Source organism: Thiosulfatihalobacter marinus, from assembly GCF_016019955.1.
Lineage (GTDB): Bacteria > Pseudomonadota > Alphaproteobacteria > Rhodobacterales > Rhodobacteraceae > Shimia > Shimia marinus_A.
In genome coordinates this window covers 231,024-250,156 of record NZ_JAECRZ010000004.1, presented here as the reverse complement: position 1 = coordinate 250,156, position 19,133 = coordinate 231,024, and the positions used below count along the sequence as shown (strand labels likewise).

Below are 19,133 nucleotides of genomic sequence, written 5' to 3'. Positions count from 1 at the left end.
ATGAGTCTACTTGACATTTCGGGCCGGGGCTGCCGACCCGGATTCGGGGTGGGGTAGACGAATTTTGCCTTTTCAGCTATGAGGGCGCGAGTTTCGGGCGGGGAGGGTCCGGCGGGAAATCAGTAGAGGCTGCCATGCAGAAGTTTTTTTGTGCATTTCTGAGCATTGTTCTTACGGCCGGATTGGCCGTTGCGGACGCCCCATCAGGCACCGTGGAAAAGGCTGAGAAACCGCGCCGTGTTGTGCTGTTCGATGGCAAGACATTGCGGGAAATCTTTGCGCCGAAATCCTCCAAGCCCACACAGATTTCCTATAGCCGCGAGTGGATCGATCAATTGCCGCGTGTGAAGGACGAGCGGCGGGACGCCGAATGGCAATGCTTGTCCGAGGCGCTGTATTTCGAAGCGCGCGGCGAGAGCGTCAAGGGCCAGTTCGCGGTTGCCGAGGTGATCATGAACCGGGTCAAGCGCGATGCCTTCCCCGACAGCATCTGCGGCGTGATCAAGCAAGGCACCGCCAGCGGCCGCAAGTACCGGTGCCAGTTCAGCTATAATTGTGATGGCGTGACCAACCGCATCCGCGAAAAGGACGCCTACGAGCGCGTTGGCAAGGTGGCGCGGCTTGTGATCGACGGCGCGCCCGATTTGCTGACCGAAGGGGCTACCCATTATCATACCACTGCGGTAAAGCCGTCCTGGGCGCGCAAGTTCACGCGCACCGCCGTGATCGGCGTGCATCATTTCTATCGGATGCCGCAGCGGGTCTCTCAGAAATAGCGGGCCGCGATCCGGGTCAGCCCCCTTTGCCGGTGACGCGTTTGGTCACTGGTTTGCCGCGCCGCGCTCTGCTATGGGCGGAAAAACCGCGTAGCCTGACATGGGCCACACGGACCGAGGCCCCACAGACAGGAGCGGCGCCATGAGCAATGAAATCCGGCTGGCCTTTGCGCATCCCCGGGAGCGTTCCGAGGCCATGGCAGGCCCCGATCCGATGGATCGGATTTCGTTGCGCGATCACATTGTCGACGTGGATATCGGCGCCTTTCAGACCGAGCGCGGGCAGATGCAGCGTGTGTGTTTCAACGTTGTTGTCGAGGTGCGCCCGCTGAGTGATCCGATTGACGACGATGTGGATCGTATCCTGTCCTATGACCGTGTGACCGAGGCGATTGCCCATGAGCTGGCCGCCGAGCGGCTGAACCTGCTGGAAACCCTGGCCGAGCGCGTGGCGGATCGTATCCTGCTGGAACCCCAGGCCATGCGGGCCTTTGTACGGATCGAAAAGCTGGATCGCGGACCCGGCGCGCTGGGGGTGGAAATCGTGCGCAGCCGCAAGACGGCGCTGGCGCCGGTGGATATCGGCACCGAAGAAGACGCCCCCCATCCGCGCGTGGTGTTCCTGTCCAATTCGGCGATTGCCGCGCCGCATCTGACGGGCTGGATCGATCAGCTGGAACAGGATGGCATTCCGGCGATTTTCTGCATTGGCGCGCCCGATGGCGAAGCTCCCCGAACCGGTCACGCCATGACCCAGCGCCGGATTGACCTGCTGGCCATCGAGATGAATGCCTGGGTTCTGGCCTCCAAAGACCCGCGCTGTGTTGTTGTCAATACGCGGACGGAACTGGATTGGGCGATGAAAAACGGCCAGATCTGTGTTTGGGCGCCTTCCAAGATCGTGCTGGATGCGGTGGACGGCCCGGCCCCCCATCCGCGTGATCCGGTGGCCCTGGCGGCGTGGTTTGCCGGTGAAATGCAGGCGCGCAAACTGTGGATCATCGGCGGAACCCCGCCGGAAACCGCGCCTGTGCCGGTGCGGATACTGCCGGATGATCAGGCCAGGCTCTGAACGCTTGCCTTTCACGCATCAATTGCGCAGGTAGCGGGGATGACCGACTATTTTCGCCCGATTGCCCAGACCGATGCAGCCCGCCCGCCAGAGGCGGAAACGCTGGCGGGGGGCTGGTGCTGGTTTACGCATGTTGAACACCTGAGGCGGGGCCGGAGTGCCGGGATCCTGCCGGTGGACGCGCTGCCCAAAGAGACTCTGGAGCGGCTGACCGCGCCGCGCCCCCGGCTGGGGCGGCTGCGCATGGACCGGCCACAGATCATGGGCATCCTGAACGTCACGCCCGACAGCTTTTCCGATGGTGGCGCGCATGTCGGACCAGCGCGCGGGCTGGCCCATGCGCGCGCGATGGTGGATGCCGGTGCCAGCCTGATCGACGTGGGTGGGGAATCCACGCGGCCCGGTGCGCTGGAAGTGCCTGCCGAGGCCGAGATCGCCCGCACCGCGCCGGTCATCGCCGCGATTTCCAACGTCGTGCAGGTGCCGATCAGCATCGACACGCGCAAGGCGGTTGTGGCGCGGGCGGCCCTGGACGAAGGCGCCTTTCTGGTCAATGACGTGTCCGGGTTCACCCATGATCCCAGGCTGGCCCTGTTATGTGCCGAGCGGGAGGTGCCGATCTGCGTGATGCACGCGTTGGGCGACCCTGAAACCATGCAAAGCGACCCGCGCTATGACGACGTGCTGCTGGATGTCTACGATTTCCTGGCCGCGCAGGTCAGTATGCTGGCCGGTCTTGGCATCCCGCGCGCGCGGATCCTGGTAGATCCGGGGATTGGGTTTGGCAAGACGATTGCCCACAACCTGGCGCTGCTGGCGCGGATCAGCCTGTTTCACGGTCTTGGGTGCCCGGTCCTTCTGGGCGCGTCGCGCAAGGGGTTCATCGGCAAGATCGGGGATGTGCCCGATGTAACCGAGCGCGCGCCGGGATCGGTGGCGGTTGCGCTTGAAGCCATTGCGCAGGGCGTGCAGGTTGTCCGGGTACATGACGTAGGCGAAACCCGGCAGGCCCTGCGCTTGTGGCAGGCGGTGACGACAGGAGAGCATCATGGGGCGTAAGCTATTTGGGACGGACGGGGTGCGGGGCACGGCGAACCGGCATCCGATGACGGCGGAAATGGCGTTGCGGATCGGCGCGGCGGTGGGGCGGTATTTCCGCAATGACGGAACCAACCAGCACCGCGTGGTGATCGGCAAGGACACCCGCCTGTCAGGCTATATGTTCGAAAATGCGCTGACGGCGGGGCTGACCAGCACGGGGATGAACGTGCTGCTTCTGGGGCCGGTGCCAACCCCGGCGGTGGGTCTGTTGACCGCGTCGATGCGCGCCGATCTCGGGGTCATGATTTCGGCCAGCCACAACCCGGCGGATGACAACGGGATCAAGTTTTTCGGGCCGGACGGGTTCAAGCTGAGCGACGAGGCGGAACTGGCGATTGAAAAGCTGGTGGAAGATGGGGTCGAGCCGGTCCAATCGCGCAATATCGGGCGGGCCAAGCGTGTGGATGACGGGCGGTTCCGGTATATCGAGCGGGTCAAGAGCTCGTTGCCGCGCGCGTTGCCGCTGACCGGTATCAAGGTGGTGATCGATTGTGCCAACGGCGCGGCCTATCGCGCGGCGCCCGAGGCGCTGTGGGAACTGGGCGCCGAGGTGATCCCAATGGGGGTGTCACCTGACGGGCGCAACATCAACCGCGAATGCGGCTCGACCAAACCGCGCGTGGCCAGCGAAACGGTGGTGGCACATGGCGCGGATGTGGGCATCTGTCTGGATGGTGACGCCGACCGGGTGATGATCATCGACGAGACCGGCCGCGTTGCGGATGGCGACCAGATCATGGGGTTGCTGGCGTCGCGCTGGGCGGCCGACGGGCGGCTGAATGGCGGCGCGCTGGTGGCCACCGTGATGTCCAATCTGGGCCTGGAGCGGTTCCTGCAGGATCAGGGTCTGCGCCTGGAACGCACGGCGGTAGGAGATCGCTATGTCGTCGAGGCGATGCGCAAGGGCGGCTACAATCTTGGCGGAGAGCAGTCGGGCCATATCGTGATGACGGATTATGCCACCACCGGCGACGGGCTGATGGCGGGGCTGCAATTTCTGGCGGCGATGGTGGAAACCGGGCGGCCCGCCTCTGAGCTGGCAAATGTGTTTGAAACTGTGCCCCAGATGCTTGAAAACGTGCGTTATGCCGACGGACAGGTGCCGCTGGAGATGGCCGGGGTGCAGGCGGCGATTGCCGGGGCCGAAGCGGATCTGGCCGGCAAGGGGCGGCTTTTGATCCGCAAGTCCGGGACCGAGCCGCTGATCCGGGTGATGGCGGAAAGCGAGGATGCGGCGCTGTTGGAACGGGCCGTGATGGGGGTGGTCGGGGCCGTGCAGGCGGCGGTGGCCGACGAGGCGGGTTAGGCGCGCCCGAACAATCGTTTCAGGGCACCGTATTGGCTGAGCCCGACCCCGATCAGGATCAGCAGCGCGGCCCAAAGCAGCGAGGCCCGGAGCGGTTCGGCCAGGAACAGCACACCAAGCGCCACGGACCAGAGCGGCACCATGTAATTGGTCAGGCTCATGAACACCGGCCCGGCGCTGCGGATCAAGAGATTGCGCAGCAGGTTGGCGCCTGCCGTGGGCACAAGGCCCAGCAGCATGACATAAAGCAGGCCCTCGGCGGCGGGTATCCGGGGCGGGCCATGATTGATCAGGGCCATGGGGATGACGACGGCCATGCCCAGGATCAGCGTGACCGCCGACAGGCCCACGGGATCGATCGGTGGCAGGCGGCGCATGACGATTGACGAGACAGCATAGCAACTGGCGGCGGCAAGGCAGGCCAGTCTGCCCCAGGTTTCAAGCGGATTGCCCGCGCCCTGAAAGGCGCCCGGACCGATCAGGACCAGCACGCCGCCAAAGCCGATGGCAAAGCCCGCCGCGCGGCGCAGGGTCATGCGTTCGCCGGGAATGAACAGATGCGCCAGGGGCAGGGTGATCAGCGCCACGGCGGCCATGGACACGCCGGTAAAGCCCGAAGTGACGTATTGCTGCGCCCAGGACAACAGCATGAAGGGCACCGCCACGCTGAGCAGCGAGACCAGCCCCAGACCGCGCCAGTCCCGGGTGTCGGAGGTGAACAGCTGCCCGCCCAGCGCCTGCCAGAGCGCAACCGTCAGCACGGCCGCAAAGCTGATCCGCCCGGCGGCCACCCATAGCGGCGGCAGATAGCCAAGCGCCAGCTTCTGCACCATGAACGTACCGCCCCAGATCAGGCCGAGCGCGGCGACCATGAGCCAGCTTTTTGTCGTGATGCCGGGGGGGTGCGTCATGCTGCTTCCAAAAAACACAATTGACCCCGACGCGGTGGCCGGGGTCAATTCATTTCTTGTCAGGACTGAACCGGGGCGTTTGCGCCGATCAGTTCTTTTCCTTGTCGACCATCTTGCCGGCGGAGATCCACGGCATCATGCCGCGCAGTTTGGCGCCGGTTTCCTCGATCATGTGTTCGTCATTGGCGCGGCGCGATGCCTTGATGGTCGGCTGGCCAACGGCGTTTTCAAGCATGAAGTCCCGTACGAACTTGCCTTGCTGGATGTCGGTGAGCACGTCCTTCATGGCCTTCTTGGTCTGTTCGTAAGGCAGAATGCGCGGTCCGGTGACGTACTGGCCGTATTCGGCAGTGTTGGAGATCGAATAGTCCATGTTGGCGATGCCGCCTTCATAGATCAGGTCAACAATCAGCTTCACCTCGTGCAGGCACTCGAAATAGGCCATTTCCGGCGCGTAGCCGGCTTCGACCAGGGTTTCAAAGCCGCAGCGGATCAGCTCGACAAGGCCACCGCACAGAACGGCCTGTTCACCAAAGAGATCGGTTTCGCATTCTTCGCGGAAGTTGGTTTCGATGATGCCCGAGCGCCCGCCGCCGATGGCCGAGCAATAGCTGAGGCCGATTTCCAGCGCCTTGCCGGTGGCGTCGTTGTCAACGGCAACAAGGCAGGGCACGCCGCCGCCCTTGACATATTCGCCGCGAACGGTGTGGCCGGGGCCCTTGGGGGCCATCATGATCACGTCAACGCCGGCCTTGGGTTCGATCAGGCCGAAATGCACGTTCAGACCGTGGGCAAAGGCAATCGCGGCGCCGTCACGCAGGTTGTCATGCACGTATTTCTTGTAGGTTTCGGCCTGAAGTTCATCGGGCATGGTGAACATGATCAGGTCACACCAGGCGGCGGCCTCGGCGATGCCCATCACTTGCAGGCCTTCGCCTTCGGCTTTCTTGGCGCTGGGCGAGCCTTCGCGCAGGGCGACGACGACATTCTTGGCGCCGCTGTCGCGCAGGTTCAGCGCGTGGGCGTGGCCCTGAGAACCATAGCCCAGAATGGCCACCTTCATGTCCTTGATCAGGTTGATGTCGCAATCGCGATCGTAATAAACGCGCATGTCGGCGCTCCCTTGTTGTGGTGTTTCTGGCGGCGATCATACGCGACGGAGAGACAAAGGCGAGGCACGGATCGCGTGTATTTTTCCAAATTTTCGCTGTTTTCATTCGTCACTATCCAAAATATAGAGATGTTCATGCTTGATGATCTGGATCGGCGCATATTGCGCCATTTGCAGGCCGACCCGGCGCAATCGATTCCGGACCTGGCCGACCGGCTGACGTTGACCGCCTCGCGCCTGACCCGGCGGATCGAGAAGTTGCGCGACGCGGGCGTGTTGCGCGGGCAGCGGGCGGTGATCGACTGGCAGGCGCTGGGCTATGCCGTGGAAGTGAGCCTGCGCATCACGCTGGACAAGACCCAACCACGTGCGTTTGACGAATTCATCAACGCGGCGCGCGGCATTGCCGAGGTGCTGGAAATCCAGACGTTTCTGGGACAGGTGGATGTGCGCCTGTCGGTGATCGCCCGGGACATGGCGCATTATCTGGACGTGTATCGCGACCGGATTCTGACCTTGCCGCATGTGGCCGATATCGAGGCGCTGATGCATGTGGCGCGGATCAAGACCGACGAAAGCCTGCCGCTGTGATCGAACTGGATGAAACCGACCGGGCATTGTTGCGCGCACTGGCCGAGGATGCAACGCAAGGCGCCGGGGCGCTGGGGCGGCGGTTCGGGCTGAGCCAGCCGGCCACATGGCGGCGGATCCGGCGGCTACAGGACAGCGGCGCGATCGCCGGGCGGCGGCTGGATCTGGATGCCGCGAAGCTGGGCTTTGGCGTGACCGTGTTCCTGGGGGTGAAGCTGGCGACCAAGGGGCGGATTTCGCTGGAAGATTTCGAACGCGCCGTGTCGGCCATTCCCGAGGTGCAGACGGTTGAGCATGTGCTGGGCATGTATGATTACCGGCTGCGGGTGACGGCGCGCGACATCCCCGATTTCGAGCGGGTTCTGCGCCGCCGGATCATGACATTGCCGGGGGTGGGCAATGTGGATGCCAACGTGCTGCTGAGCGAAGAGCGCCGTCCGGGGCCGCTTTGAGCCTTTGCATCGGCGCGCATTCGCGCTAGCCCTTGGGCAACGGACAAGGAGTTTCCCATGGCACATGACGTAGATCCCGGCGGTCTGGAAGAGTTTTCGGTGGTGTTCACCGACCGGTCGCTGAACCACATGTCCAGGACGTTTCAGCAGGTGATGCTGGATATCAACGACATGCTGAAAGAGGTGTACCACGCCGACGCGGTGGCGCTGATCCCCGGTGGGGGCACCTTTGGCATGGAGGCCGTCGCGCGCCAGTTCGCGCGCGGCGCGACCACGCTGGTGGTGCGCAACGGGTGGTTTTCCTATCGCTGGAGCCAGATTTTCGAAGCGGGCGGTTTTGCGGCGCACAGCACGGTGATGAAGGCGCGTCAGACAGGAAACGGTGTGACAGCGCCGTTTGCACCGGCGCCGATTGACGAGGTTGTCGCTAAAATTCAAGAGGTTAAGCCGGATGTTGTGTTTGCGCCGCATGTGGAAACCAGCGCCGGGGTGATCCTGCCGGATGACTATATCGCGGCGATGGCGGCGGCGGCGCATGACGTTGGGGCGCTGATGGTGCTGGACTGTATCGCCAGCGGCTGTGTCTGGGTGGACATGAAAAAGCTGGGGGTGGATGTGTTGGTCTCGGCGCCGCAAAAGGGCTGGTCGGCCTCGCCCTGTGCCGGGCTGGTGATGATGTCCGAACGGGCTTTGGCGCGGCTGGAGGAAACCGAGAGCGACAGTTTCGCGATCGATCTGAAGAAGTGGCGCGCGATCATGCTGGCCTATGAAAACGGCGGTCATGCCTATCACGCGACCATGCCGACAGACAGCTTGCGCGCGTTCCGCGACACCATGGCGGAGACACGCGATTACGGGTTCGGCAAGCTGCGCGAGGCGCAATGGGCGCTGGGCGAGGGTGTGCGGCGGATGCTGAAGGACAAGGGTGTTCTGTCGGTCGCGGCTGACGGGTTTGGCGCGCCGGGTGTGGTGGTGAGTTATACCAGCGATCCGGGCATCCAGAACGGCAGCAAATTTGCCGCCGAGGGGATGCAGATCGCCGCCGGGGTGCCGTTGGCCTGTGATGAGCCCGAGGGGTTCATGACTTTCCGGCTGGGCCTGTTCGGGCTGGACAAGCTCTTTGATGTAGAGGCCACGCTGGCGCGGTTGAAAACGGTGCTGGACAGGGTGCTGTAGGCCGGTCGGGCGACGCAAAGGTTAACGGCCTTGTTTTGCAGGGATTTGCGTGTCGGCATTGCGTCGGTATCGCGTCGGTATCGCGCCGGTTTCGGGGCGTTGCGGAACGGGGGTTAACACGGCGTGCGGGCAGGCGGGGGATGGCCGGCCCGGTCGCGCGATTTCGAAGTCGCGCCGCAAGGTTTCTGGAAACCCCCTGACCCCGGCCTTAGCGGACGCCGAGCCCCATTTGCATCAGCGTTTTGCGCACGGGCGCCATGGAATAGAGCGCGTTAAGACCCATGGCGCGCGCATCACGCAGGGCGCGCGGCGCAACCATCGAGGCGCGGTTCAGCAGATCGATGCCCTGCACCCGCAGTTTGACCTCGGCAAAGCGTTTGCGGTGATAGGTTTCCAGCATCTTCGCGCTGCCCAGCCCGGCGGGATCGGCCCTGGCCAGATCCAGCAGCACGCGCATGTCGCCCAGGGACATGTTCAGCCCTTGCGCGCCGATCGGGGGCACCACATGCGCCGCCTCGGCCATCAGCGCCAGGCGCTCGCCACAAAGACGTTCGGCGGATTGCGAGATGATCGGCCAGATGGTGCGGCGCGAGGCCAGCGTGAGGGGGCCGAAGAGAGAGCAGGAGCGTTCCGTCATCGCGGCCTGAAATTCGGCCACGTCCATGTCGAACAGCGCGCGCGCGCGCGGGCCGCGTTCCATCCAGACAAGGGCCGAGGACGGCTTGCCCTGATAGTCGGGCAGGGGCACCAGCGTGAAGGGGCCGCCGGAGCGGTGGATCTCGGTCGAGACATTGCAATGCGGGATCGGGTGGGTGACGGCCAGCGCCAGCGCCTTTTGCCCGTAGCGGGTGGTGTGCACCCTGATCCCGGCGGCCTCGCGCATCGGCGAATTTCGCCCATCGGCGGCGATCACCAGCCGGGCGCGGGTTTGGCTGCCGTCCGACAGGGTGACGCGGGCTTCGTTCGTGCGGGTGAAGAGCGTGGTGGTGGCTGTGCCCAGGCGCAGATCGACATTGGGCAAGTCGGCCAGGCGCGCCAGCATTTCACGGCGCAAGAGCCAGTTGGGCAGGTTCCAGCCAAAAGGCTGATCCGAAATGTCGGCGGCGTCGAAATCCTTGATGATGCGCGGTTCGGGCAGCTCGCCCCCGGCATCGACGATGCGCATGATCTGCAATGGCGCCGCATGGGGGGCGAGCCGCTGCCAGAGACCGGCCTCGTCCAGCAGGGTGCGGGCGGGTTGCAGAAAGGCGGTGGTGCGCAGGTCCGAGCCTTCGGCGTCGCGTTCGGTGACGGGGGGCGCGGGATCGACACATTGCACCGAAAACCCGGCGCTGGCAAAGGCGGCCGCTGCTGTCAGCCCGGCAATGCCGCCGCCGGAAATCAGGATGTCGGTCTGGGTTGACGTGGTCATGGGCAGCGCCTCCTGGGGGGCAACCTACGCCTGCCAGCGACAAAGGCAAGGGGATGACATGTCATCCCCGCGAGACATATACCAATGTCAGGAAGATCAGCGGCACGGTGGCGAGGGCCGGGATGTACAGGCCGGGGATGCCCCAGATCGCGATGGCGGTGCCCCACAGCGCCAGAAGCGCAAAGACCGCAAGGAACAGCCACCGCGCGCTGTGCGTACCGGCTGGCGGGCTGTCGTGATCTGTCACGGGGGTGGCGGGTGTTGGATCGGAGAGATCGGTATGTTTCATGAGAGTGTCCTGCTGTTGCAGGGGTCACGTAGGAACTCTGATGGCGGATTTGATGGGGCAGGGTGTCGCGGCGCTAGGACAGTTGGCTGAGAAAGCCGGGCAGGTCGTCGGTATGGTGGTGGATATGGCCGGCCCGGTGTGGTTCGGGCGCGACATGCACGGTGCGCATCCCCATGTCATGGGGGGCTTGCAGGTTGCGGGGGTCGTCTTCGAACATGGCGGCGGTTTGCGTGCAGACGCCGTCAAGCCGGAACACGGTCTCGAAAGCCGCGCGTTCCGGTTTAGGCAGGAAATCGGCATGTTCCACGCCGTAGACCGCATCGAAAAGCCCCGACAGGCCCCGCGCCGCGAGCACCCGTTCGGCATAGGGCGCGGTGCCGTTGGTGTAGACGATGCAGCGCCCGGGCAGGGCACGGATTTGCGCGGCGAGTTGCGGATCGGGTTCCAGATGGGCAAGCGAGATGTCGTGCACCGTGGTCAGGTAGGGGGCGGGATCGACATCATGTTCGCGCATCAGCCCGGCCAGCGTGGTGCCGTATTGCGCCCAGTATTTGCGGCGCAGCCTGTCCGCCCTGGGCTGATCCACCCCCAGCGCCTGCATGACATAATCCGTCATCCGCAGCTCGATCTGGTCGAACAGGCGGGCATGGGGCGGGTAGAGGGTGTTGTCCAGATCGAACACCCAGGTGGTGACATGGGCAAAGGCGTTGCGCGGCATGGGGGCAATCTAGGCGCTTGCGGCGGGCGGCGCAATGCGGGCCGGGAAGCAACGGCGCGTGCCCGGGGGCGCGGGGGCCATATGGGGTTGCGCCGCCCGGTTCAGCGCGTAGTCTGAGCGGCATTGCGAGGAGGAGGGCCGGGCAAGATGGCACAGGTGAAATCGACCAACAAGGATGCCTATACGCTGATCCTGGAGGCGATCGATGTCGGGATCTACAAGCCCGGCGACCGGCTGGTGGAAAGCGACCTGGCCGAACGGTTCGGTGTGTCGCGCACGCCTATTCGCGAGGCTTTGCAGCGGCTGGAGACACAATCGTTGCTGGCACGGGACGGGCGCAGCCTGATCGTGTCGTCGCTGGATCACAACCAGATGGCCGAGCTTTACGTGGTGCGCACCGAGCTGGAGGGGCTGGCGGCGCGGCTGGCGGCGCGCCATGCCACCCGTGAAGAGGTGCGGGTGTTGCAGGACATGGTGGATCGGGATCGCAAGCTGATCGACGATCCGTCGGCGCTGGCGCGGTCCAACCGGCGGTTTCACAAGCAGATCCATCTGGCCTCGCACAACCGCTATCTGGTGCAGCAGCTGGACCTGGTGCACCGGTCGATGGCGTTGATGGCGACCACGTCGATTGCCGCCGAAGGGCGCGGCAGCGATACGCTGGTCGAGCATCAGGCGATCGTGGACGCGATCAGGAGCCGCGACGAGGATGGCGCCTATGACGCGCTGCGCGACCATATCAGCCAAGCCTTTGTGACCCGGTTGAAACAGGAAAGCGACGCCTGATCAGTCCGGGCTGTCGGGCAGGTGCGCGCGCGTGCCTTCGGCGGTTTTGCCATGTGCCGTCTTGTCCCAGTAATAGGGCGCGCACAGCAGCTCGATCAGGGCCTTGTAGGCGGCCAGGGTGGCCATGGGAAAGTAGAACATCATGGTCAGAACCCAGGGGTAGAGCCGTTCGCGCCCCTGTCCCCAGACCGAGGTGAGCGAGATCGCCGCGCTCATGACCCCAGCGCTGATCATTCCGCCACCGATCCACAACAACGCGGTGTCGCCCAGCAGGTCGGTCAGCGGATGGGGCAGGCCAAAGGCGGCACCCCAGAAGCTCCAGATCACGGGGGCCAGAACAAACTGGGTGAGTGTGGTCATGAAAACCAGATGAAAGCCGATGAAGCGGCGCGCGCCCAGTTCGCGCCACAGGCGGCGTGGGGTGCGCATGTGGACGAAATACGTCACCATGAACCCCTTGAGCCAGCGCGAGCGTTGGCGGATCCAGGCGATGGGGCGGCAATTGGCCTCTTCCCCGGTGACGGTGCGTATCAGTTCGGTGCGATAGCCGAACCGGGCCAGGCGATAGCCGAGATCGGCATCTTCGGTGACGTTGTGGGCGTCCCAGCCCTGGACATGTTCGATGGCGGCGCGGCGCAGGAACAGCGTGGTGCCGCCCAGCGGTATCGCCAGCCCCATGCGGGCCAAACCGGGCAGGATGATGCGGAACCAGGTGCTGTATTCGATGGTGAAGCAGCGCGAAATCCAGTTGGTATAGGGGTTGTAATAATCCAGCACCCCCTGAAGACAGGCCACGTCGGGCGCGGCATGAGCAAAATGGCGCGCCACACAGTCGAGCTGATCGGGGGCGGGGGCATCTTCGGCGTCCCAGATGCCGATGATATCGCCCTTGCAGAAATCCAGCGCATAGTTCAGGGCGCGCGGCTTGGTCGTCAGCCCGGACCCGGCGGGCACCTGAACCACGCGCATCCAGCGGGGCAGGCGGGTCTGGGCGATGGTGTTGCGGGTCACGTCGTCCTTTTCTTCCAGCACCAGCACCACGTCGAGCAGCGCGCGCGGATAGGTCAGCCGGGTCAGGCGCCGGATCAGGGCATGGGCAATCTCCTTTTCGCGAAACAGCGGCACCATGACCGATATGCGCGGCAGGCGGGCGCCGGGGGGCAGATCAGGCGCAGGGGGATCGTGGCGGTGCAGCAGATGCAGAACGAAGGCGGTGGTTTTCATCGCCGTGGCGGCAAACAGCGACAACAGTGCCCAGCCCATCAGCCCGATCAGCATCAGGCGGGGCGCCAGCAGGACCAGCCCGGCAAGTGTGGCGGCGATGACCGCGAACCGGGCGGTCTGGTGCCACGAGCGCCGATCCCAGCCCCGGCAGGAGAGGCGCGGGTCCAGCCGGGTTTCGGCGTGGCGCGTAAGGTGGGCGCGATGGCGCTTGGCCAGATACCGGGTGATCTGTGTTTCCGGGGCGACGGTGATCAGCGCGTGGCGCAGGCCGGGGGGCAGGTGCGGGCGAAGCTCTGCGATCCGGTCGGGCCGGCCAACCGCCAGCACCGGGGTGCCGTCAAACCGTGCCCAGGGCAACACGCAATGGCGAAGGCAAAATGCCGGTGGCAGAAGGTCCTGGATCGTCGGGTCGGGCGGTTCCCGGTCCAGATCGACCTGCCCGCCCGCCAGGCCGCGCGCCAGCGAGGCGCGCAATTCGTCCTCGCCGATCCAGCCACGGATGCGCAGGATTTCCGCCAGCGAGGCATTCCAGCGGCGCTGGCAACGCAGCGCGTAGAACAATTGCCAGGGCGTGATGCGGTGCCGGTCGATCAGATCGCGGCCCAGGGCGACGTGATCATCCCGTTGCGGCAGGTCGGTGCCCCGGCCAAAACCCCGGTCCGTGCCCGTACCGATGCCCCCGTCGATCAGCCCAATTGGATCGTTCATTCCGCCGTCCGCGCCATTGCCGTCTGTCCCGCCACATTGGCGGCGCAAGAGTTAACAGCGCGTTAAGGTTGATGAAACCGCAGGCGAAAACGCCCTGAAATCAGGGGGATCAGGCGCGTTCGGCCATGCAGGCGGCGAATTTCTCGAACAGGTAAAAGCTGTCTTGCGGGCCGGGGCTGGCCTCGGGGTGGTGCTGAACCGAAAAGACCGGGCGGTCGGCCAGACGGATGCCGCAGTTCGATCCGTCAAACAGCGACACATGGCTTTCCACTACACCGTCGGGCAGGGATTGCCCGTCCACGGCAAAGCCATGGTTCATCGAGGTGATTTCCACCTTGCCGGTATCGTGATCCTTGACCGGGTGATTGGCGCCGTGGTGGCCGTGGTTCATCTTGACCGTCCTGGCGCCCAGGGCGAGGGCCAGCATCTGGTGGCCCAGGCAGATGCCGAAGACCGGTAGATCGGCCTTGAGCACGTCCCGGATCATGGGCACGGCATAGGCGCCCGTCGCCGCCGGATCGCCGGGGCCGTTGGACAGGAAAACGCCATCGGGATCATGTGCCAGCACCTCCTCGGCGGTGGCGGTGGCGGGCAGCACGGTCACGTCGCAGCCAACAGAGGCGAGGCAGCGCAGGATATTGCGCTTGGCCCCGAAATCGACGGCGACAACTTTGAATTTGGGGGCTTCCTGGCGGGAATAGCCCTGGGGCCAGGCCCAGCGCATTTCGTCCCAGCGATAGGATTGGGCGCAGGTGACTTCCCTGGCCAGATCCAGCCCTTCGAGGCCGTGGAAGGCGCGCGCCCTGGCCACAAGGGCCTTGGTGTCGAACGTGCCGTCGGGATCATGCGCGAGCGCCACATGCGGCGCGCCCTGCTGGCGAATGGCGCGGGTCAGGCGGCGGGTGTCGATCCCGCCAATGGCGATGCGGCCGCGCGCGGCGAGCCAGTTGGACAACGTGTCCACGGCGCGCCAGTTGGACGGCGCCGTGGGATCCCATTTCACCACCATGCCCGCCGCGACGGGATCGGCGGTTTCGTCATCCTCGGGCGTGACCCCGGTATTGCCGATATGGGGGAAGGTGAAGGTGACGACCTGCCCGGCATAAGACGGATCGGTCATGATTTCCTGATAGCCGGTCATGGCGGTGTTGAAGCACAGTTCGGCCACGGTTTCGCCGGTGGCGCCAAAACCGCGCCCGTAAAACAGCGTGCCGTCAGCCAGGGCAAGGCAGGCGGTCGGGTGGGAAGGGGGCTTTTGGGCCATGGGTCGACTCTCCGGCTGACAAATTGGCCGATACCTATGTCGCGCGGGTGCGCGCGTCAAGCCGGTGCGGGCGGCGATTATGTGCCATTGCCGCGCCGCGGCAGAGCGTGGCGTGGCGGTTGCGCCGGGACGCGGTGTTGAGTATGGTCCGGGGCTTATGTTCAGCAGCAAATGGCGAGACACATGACTCTGCGGGAAGACATCAATACGGCGTTGAAACAGGCGATGCGCGATCGGGCCGCGGCGCGGCTTTCGACCTTGCGGCTGGTGACGGCGGCGATCAAGGACCGTGACATCGCCGCGCGCGGCGAAGGCGAGGACAGAAGCGGCGTGGATGATGCCGAGATCCTGGGCATCCTGGCCAAGATGGTCAAGCAGCGCCAGGAAAGCGCGCGCACCTATGAAGAGGGCGGGCGGCTGGATCTGGCGGAACGGGAACTGTCCGAGATCGTGGTGATCGAGGAGTTCCTGCCCAAGAAGCTGAGTGACGCGGAAGTGTCCAGGGCGATCCAGGCCGCTGTTGCGGACGTTGGCGCGGAATCGATTCGCGACATGGGCAAGGTGATGGGCGCGCTAAAGGCGAAATACACTGGCCAGATGGATTTCGGCAAGGTTGGCGCCAGGGTCAAGGACGCGTTGAACCAGGGCTGACGGCCCGGTTTTGCGACGACCGGTTTCGCGAGGAATTGAAAGGCCCGGCGTTTGCGCGCCGGGCCTTTGTACGTCAGTGGACGGGTTCGATCAGACAAATACGAAATCGGTGTCGTCAATGGCAGAGGCCGCCACCCCGACAAGCAGGAAGCTGATGCCGTTATCCATATCGACCAGCGCGCCATCTGCCGTATCGGATGCCGAATAGGCCTGGTTGGCCGATGCGATGCGCAGCAGGTCAAGCCCGTCCTGGAAATCCAGGATGCGATCCAGCCCGTTATTGACGGTATCCAGAAAGATGAACTGATCCGCATCCGCGCCGCCGCGCAGGGTGTCGTCGCCCACCCCGCCGCGCAGATAGTCATTGCCGTCGCCGCCAAACAGGACATCGGCGCCGCTTCCGCCGGTGAGCGTGTCATTGCCCTGACGCCCGAACATCAGATCATCGCCGTCGCCGCCATGCATGGCGTCATTGCCGCGTTCGCCACGGATCGTATCGTTGCCCTGGTTGCCGTACAGCGTATCGTCGCCGTCGCCACCGCTTACGAAATCGTCGCCATAGCCGGCCTCGACCGAATCCTTGCCAAAGCTGCCCAGGATCGAATCGTTTCCGCTATTGCCGAACATGCGGTCGTCGCCGGTGCCGCCCAGAAGCGTGTCATTGCCATTGCCGCCGCGCATGTAGTCGTTGCCGCTGTTGCCGCCAACGAGGTCATCGCCGTCGCCGCCGCGTAGGAAGTCGCGCTGTGCGCCGCCCCGAAGCACGTCGTTACCGTCTTCGCCGAACAGGCTGTCGGTATCCGAGCCGCCGTTGATAACGTCGTCTCCGGCGCCGCCTGCCAGGAAATCGCCGCCGTTATCGCCGTTCAACGTATCTTCGCCTTCGCCGCCGGAAAGCGTATCGTCGCCAAGGCCGCCATCAAGCAGATCGGCGCCCCAACCGCCGGACAGGTTGTCGTTTCCGGCTTCGCCAAAAAGGCTGTCGTGGCCACCGCTCCCCTCGATCAGGTCATTCCCGTCGCCGCCACCGATCCAGTCCTGACCAAGACCGCCACGCATGACATCGTGCCCCTCGCCGCCGCCCATCGTGTCGTCGTCCGCGCCACCGAACATGCGATCATTGCCCAACCCGCCGGACAGCAGATCGTTGCCAAGCCCGCCGAACATGCGGTCCGATCCCCAGCCGCCAAACAGCGTGTCGTTGCCGAAATTGCCGTACAGGGTGTCATTGCCGAGTTCCCCATGAATAAGGTCGTCGTCGATACCGCCGAAAAGCACGTCAAAACCGCTGCCGCCAAGGATCAGGTCATTGCCCTCGCCGCCATAGACGAAATCGGCCCCATCGCCCGCGTCGATGTAATCGGCCGATCCTTCACCCTTGATCGTATCCATGCCCCGGCCACCGTAAAGGATGTCGCTGCCGCCGCCGCCTTCGATCAGGTCATTGCCTTCCTCGCCGAACAGAAGGTCCACGCCTTCCGCGCCGTAGAGCACGTCGTCGCCGTCGCCAGCCAGGGCAACATCCGATCCCGCGCCACCGATCAAGGTGTCGTCGCCGCCAAACCCCAGGAAGGTGATACGGCCGTTGGTCACAGTCACGAAATCGCCGCCGATGCCACCCTGGTAGAGCTCTGTCTGACCGCTGGAGAGCACATAGACCGGCTGACCGGAAACCACGATGACATAAGGCCCGGCGGCGGCGATAATCTCGGCGTCGCTGAGTGAGGGAAGGCGAAAAATCAGATCGCCGGGTTCCGGCAGAACGGGGGGTAGAATAGGCATGGCAGTGCCTCACTTTCCTGAAATCATGACAAATGTGGCGGAACTTTGTCGAGAATGAGGCCAAAACCGCCTCGCGGTCAACGAAGGAGTTAACACTAAATTAACTGTTTCCTGAATGGAGACAGTGAATCAGTCGGGCTGCAACAATATCGGGAACCAGTCGGTGCGCAGTTTCTGGCCCGGTGTCATGTCATGGTCCGGAAAGGGCGGAGAGGTGCGCCCGGGCCGCTCGACATAGCGTGCGTCATCCCCCAGAAGGCGCAGGGAAAAGGCCCGGCGGCGGGTGGCGGCGGTGTTGCCGCGCGCGCCGTGCAGCACGTCGTAATTGAAGGCCACGGCATCGCCCGGCTGCATCGGCCATTCCAGGATGCGCATGTTTTCGGCATCCGGGTCGGGCACGGGCATGTAATCGCCCTCGTTCGCAAAGAAGCTTTCTTCGTTGACCCAACGAGTGGGAAGAACCGGTTTTTCCCAGCGGTGTGACCCGGCCACCAGGCGCAGCGTGGCGTCGGTGACGGGATCGAGCGGCGACCAGAAGCTGACGGTCTGTTTGCCCTGCACAAAGTAATACGGCCCGTCCGTGTGCCAGGGTGTGGCCATCGAGGTGCCCGGTTCCTTGACCAGCACGTGATCGTGGAACATCTGCACGCAGTCCGATTGCATCAGCCGTGCCGCCACCTGTGCGGCGGGCGAGGATCGGATCACTTCGGCAAATTCGGGGATGCGCTGCCAGTTGCAGTAATCGTCAAAGAAGCGCCCGGTCTCTCCCGCCTTCCTGTTTTCCGATGCATAAGGCCCCGGCGCGGCCATGTTGCGCGCCACCCCGGCGCGCAGGGTTTCGACGTGGTCCGCAAAAAGACCCGGCACCAGGACAGCGCCGTCGCGCTGGAAATCGTCGATCTGTTCTTGTGTGACCGTGACCATCTTTGCCCCCGAAACCTGTTTGTGGGGGCGAGAGTGATCCCGCCCCGGCCCGGGGTCAAGCGGTTCAGCGTGCCGACACCTGGTGGCGCAGCGCGTGGGTCATGGCCAGCAGCTTGGGGCCAAGATCGTTTTCCAGCCGGTCCTTTGGCAGGAAAGGCGCGAAACCGCCCAGGTTAAAGGCCATGTGGGGGGTGCCGTCGCTGTGGCTGGGGAAGGGCACGGCGACGGAATGCACGCCTTCGGTCCATTCGCCGAAATTGGCATAAAAGCCCCGTTCGGCGATCTGTTGCGCGGCCTCGTCGATCCCGGCCCGCAGGGCGGGCCATCGGGCGGGGCCGTAATGCGCGGCCAGTTCATCGAGGATTTCGGCGCGCTCGTCGGGTTTGCACCCGGTGAGATAGGCCCGCCCCATGGCGGAACGCGCCAGTGAGATGCGCGAGCCGACGCCCAGTTGCAGCGACACCACCCCGTCGGTGGCGCGGGCGCAGGCCAGATAGGTCACGGTTGGGCCGTCGCGCGCGCCCATCGACACCATAACCCCGTCCCCGGCGGCATCCGCGAGCCGCTGCATCGGTTCCATTGCCGCCTCGCGGATCGGGATGCCGCCCAGACAGGCAAACCCCAGCGACAGCACCGGCACGCCCATGCGATAGCGCCCGGTCTGTTCGTCATAAAGCAGGTATCCGGTCTGCATCAGCGTAAAGGTGAGCCGCGACACGGTGGAATTGGGCAGGCCGGTGCGCTGGGCCAGGTCGCGGTTGGACAGACCGGCCCGGTCATCGGGGCGAAAGGCGCGCAACACGTCCAGCCCGCGCGACAGGGAGGTGACGAATTGCCGGTCGGTTTCAGGGCTGTCGGCAGAGGGGCCGCGTTTTCTCAT

At 64.6% G+C, this 19,133-nt stretch carries 19 protein-coding genes; 9 read left to right on the top strand and 10 right to left on the bottom strand.

Translation table 11 applies throughout. The features are described 5' to 3' along the window. The first annotated feature begins 134 nt into the window (after positions 1–134). The 4 genes from I3253_RS08415 to glmM all read left to right on the top strand — a co-directional run bounded on the left by I3253_RS08415 (position 135) and on the right by glmM (position 4,255). Positions 135–776 (top strand): cell wall hydrolase, encoded by a 642-nt coding sequence (locus I3253_RS08415; protein ID WP_197917212.1) that lies wholly within the window; start codon positions 135–137, stop codon positions 774–776. Between the two features lie 142 nt (positions 777–918). Beyond that, entirely contained in the window at positions 919–1,848 is a 930-nt protein-coding gene (locus tag I3253_RS08410; protein WP_197917211.1) for a dihydroneopterin aldolase, read from the top strand. A gap of 39 nt (positions 1,849–1,887) precedes the next feature. Then, entirely contained in the window at positions 1,888–2,907 is a 1,020-nt protein-coding gene (gene folP / locus I3253_RS08405) for a dihydropteroate synthase (protein WP_197917210.1), read from the top strand. Then, entirely contained in the window at positions 2,897–4,255 is a 1,359-nt protein-coding gene (glmM, locus tag I3253_RS08400) for a phosphoglucosamine mutase (RefSeq protein WP_197917209.1), read from the top strand. The genes folP and glmM overlap by 11 nt, the downstream gene beginning before the upstream one ends. On the opposite strand, the gene I3253_RS08395 is transcribed toward glmM, so the two are convergent. Together I3253_RS08395 and ilvC are read right to left on the bottom strand one after the other, a co-directional pair. Continuing rightward, complete coding sequence (locus tag I3253_RS08395; RefSeq protein ID WP_197917208.1) at positions 4,252–5,166, bottom strand: DMT family transporter; 915 nt, start codon at positions 5,164–5,166, stop codon at positions 4,252–4,254. The genes glmM and I3253_RS08395 overlap by 4 nt on opposite strands. Positions 5,167–5,254: 88 nt before the next feature. Continuing rightward, complete coding sequence (ilvC, locus tag I3253_RS08390) at positions 5,255–6,277, bottom strand: ketol-acid reductoisomerase (RefSeq protein WP_197917207.1); 1,023 nt, start codon at positions 6,275–6,277, stop codon at positions 5,255–5,257. 135 nt (positions 6,278–6,412) lie between these two features. Between ilvC and I3253_RS08385 the strand changes: the two genes are divergently transcribed. Genes I3253_RS08385 through I3253_RS08375 form a run of 3 tightly spaced genes read left to right on the top strand, consistent with a single transcriptional unit; the run spans position 6,413 to position 8,496 of the window. Then, positions 6,413–6,868 carry an Lrp/AsnC family transcriptional regulator gene (locus I3253_RS08385; protein WP_197917206.1) on the top strand — a complete coding sequence of 152 codons (456 nt, stop codon included), beginning with the start codon at positions 6,413–6,415 and terminating at the stop codon, positions 6,866–6,868. Then, entirely contained in the window at positions 6,865–7,320 is a 456-nt protein-coding gene (locus I3253_RS08380) for an Lrp/AsnC family transcriptional regulator (RefSeq protein WP_197917205.1), read from the top strand. The genes I3253_RS08385 and I3253_RS08380 overlap by 4 nt, the downstream gene beginning before the upstream one ends. Before the next feature lie 57 nt (positions 7,321–7,377). Continuing rightward, positions 7,378–8,496: an aminotransferase class V-fold PLP-dependent enzyme gene (locus I3253_RS08375; RefSeq protein WP_197917204.1), complete on the top strand. Its 1,119-nt coding sequence runs from the start codon at positions 7,378–7,380 to the stop codon at positions 8,494–8,496. A gap of 208 nt (positions 8,497–8,704) precedes the next feature. Here the strand turns inward: I3253_RS08375 and I3253_RS08370 are convergent, their stop codons facing one another. From I3253_RS08370 to I3253_RS08360, 3 genes are all read right to left on the bottom strand, one after another. Next, entirely contained in the window at positions 8,705–9,907 is a 1,203-nt protein-coding gene (locus I3253_RS08370) for a UbiH/UbiF family hydroxylase (RefSeq protein WP_197917203.1), read from the bottom strand. A gap of 61 nt (positions 9,908–9,968) precedes the next feature. Further along, positions 9,969–10,196, bottom strand: a complete 228-nt coding sequence (locus I3253_RS08365) for a hypothetical protein (protein ID WP_197917202.1) — start codon at positions 10,194–10,196, stop codon at positions 9,969–9,971. 73 nt (positions 10,197–10,269) lie between these two features. Beyond that, positions 10,270–10,914, bottom strand: coding sequence for a pyrimidine 5'-nucleotidase (locus tag I3253_RS08360; RefSeq protein ID WP_197917201.1), 645 nt, complete (start codon positions 10,912–10,914; stop codon positions 10,270–10,272). Positions 10,915–11,061: 147 nt separating this feature from the next. Here I3253_RS08360 and I3253_RS08355 point away from each other — a divergent pair, with 147 nt between their 5' ends. Then, on the top strand, positions 11,062–11,700 hold the full coding sequence (locus I3253_RS08355; protein WP_197917200.1) for a GntR family transcriptional regulator: 639 nt from the start codon (positions 11,062–11,064) through the stop codon (positions 11,698–11,700). Here the strand turns inward: I3253_RS08355 and I3253_RS08350 are convergent, their stop codons facing one another. Both I3253_RS08350 and carA read right to left on the bottom strand, forming a co-directional pair. Beyond that, a complete protein-coding gene (locus I3253_RS08350) occupies positions 11,701–13,632 on the bottom strand; it encodes a glycosyltransferase (protein WP_197917199.1) in 1,932 nt (643 codons plus the stop codon). A 109-nt stretch (positions 13,633–13,741) separates the two neighbouring features. Continuing rightward, positions 13,742–14,896: a glutamine-hydrolyzing carbamoyl-phosphate synthase small subunit gene (gene carA, locus I3253_RS08345; RefSeq protein ID WP_197917198.1), complete on the bottom strand. Its 1,155-nt coding sequence runs from the start codon at positions 14,894–14,896 to the stop codon at positions 13,742–13,744. A 183-nt stretch (positions 14,897–15,079) separates the two neighbouring features. Between carA and I3253_RS08340 the strand changes: the two genes are divergently transcribed. Continuing rightward, positions 15,080–15,547 carry a GatB/YqeY domain-containing protein gene (locus I3253_RS08340; protein ID WP_197917197.1) on the top strand — a complete coding sequence of 156 codons (468 nt, stop codon included), beginning with the start codon at positions 15,080–15,082 and terminating at the stop codon, positions 15,545–15,547. A 90-nt stretch (positions 15,548–15,637) separates the two neighbouring features. Here I3253_RS08340 and I3253_RS08335 read toward each other — a convergent pair whose 3' ends face one another. The 3 genes from I3253_RS08335 to I3253_RS08325 form a co-directional block, all read right to left on the bottom strand. Beyond that, the gene (locus tag I3253_RS08335; protein ID WP_197917196.1) at positions 15,638–17,329 is read right to left on the bottom strand and encodes a calcium-binding protein; all 1,692 of its coding nucleotides are present in this window, start codon (positions 17,327–17,329) and stop codon (positions 15,638–15,640) included. A gap of 129 nt (positions 17,330–17,458) precedes the next feature. Then, the gene (locus I3253_RS08330; RefSeq protein WP_197917195.1) at positions 17,459–18,253 is read right to left on the bottom strand and encodes a phytanoyl-CoA dioxygenase family protein; all 795 of its coding nucleotides are present in this window, start codon (positions 18,251–18,253) and stop codon (positions 17,459–17,461) included. 64 nt (positions 18,254–18,317) lie between these two features. Beyond that, positions 18,318–19,133 carry an IclR family transcriptional regulator gene (locus I3253_RS08325; RefSeq protein WP_197917194.1) on the bottom strand — a complete coding sequence of 272 codons (816 nt, stop codon included), beginning with the start codon at positions 19,131–19,133 and terminating at the stop codon, positions 18,318–18,320.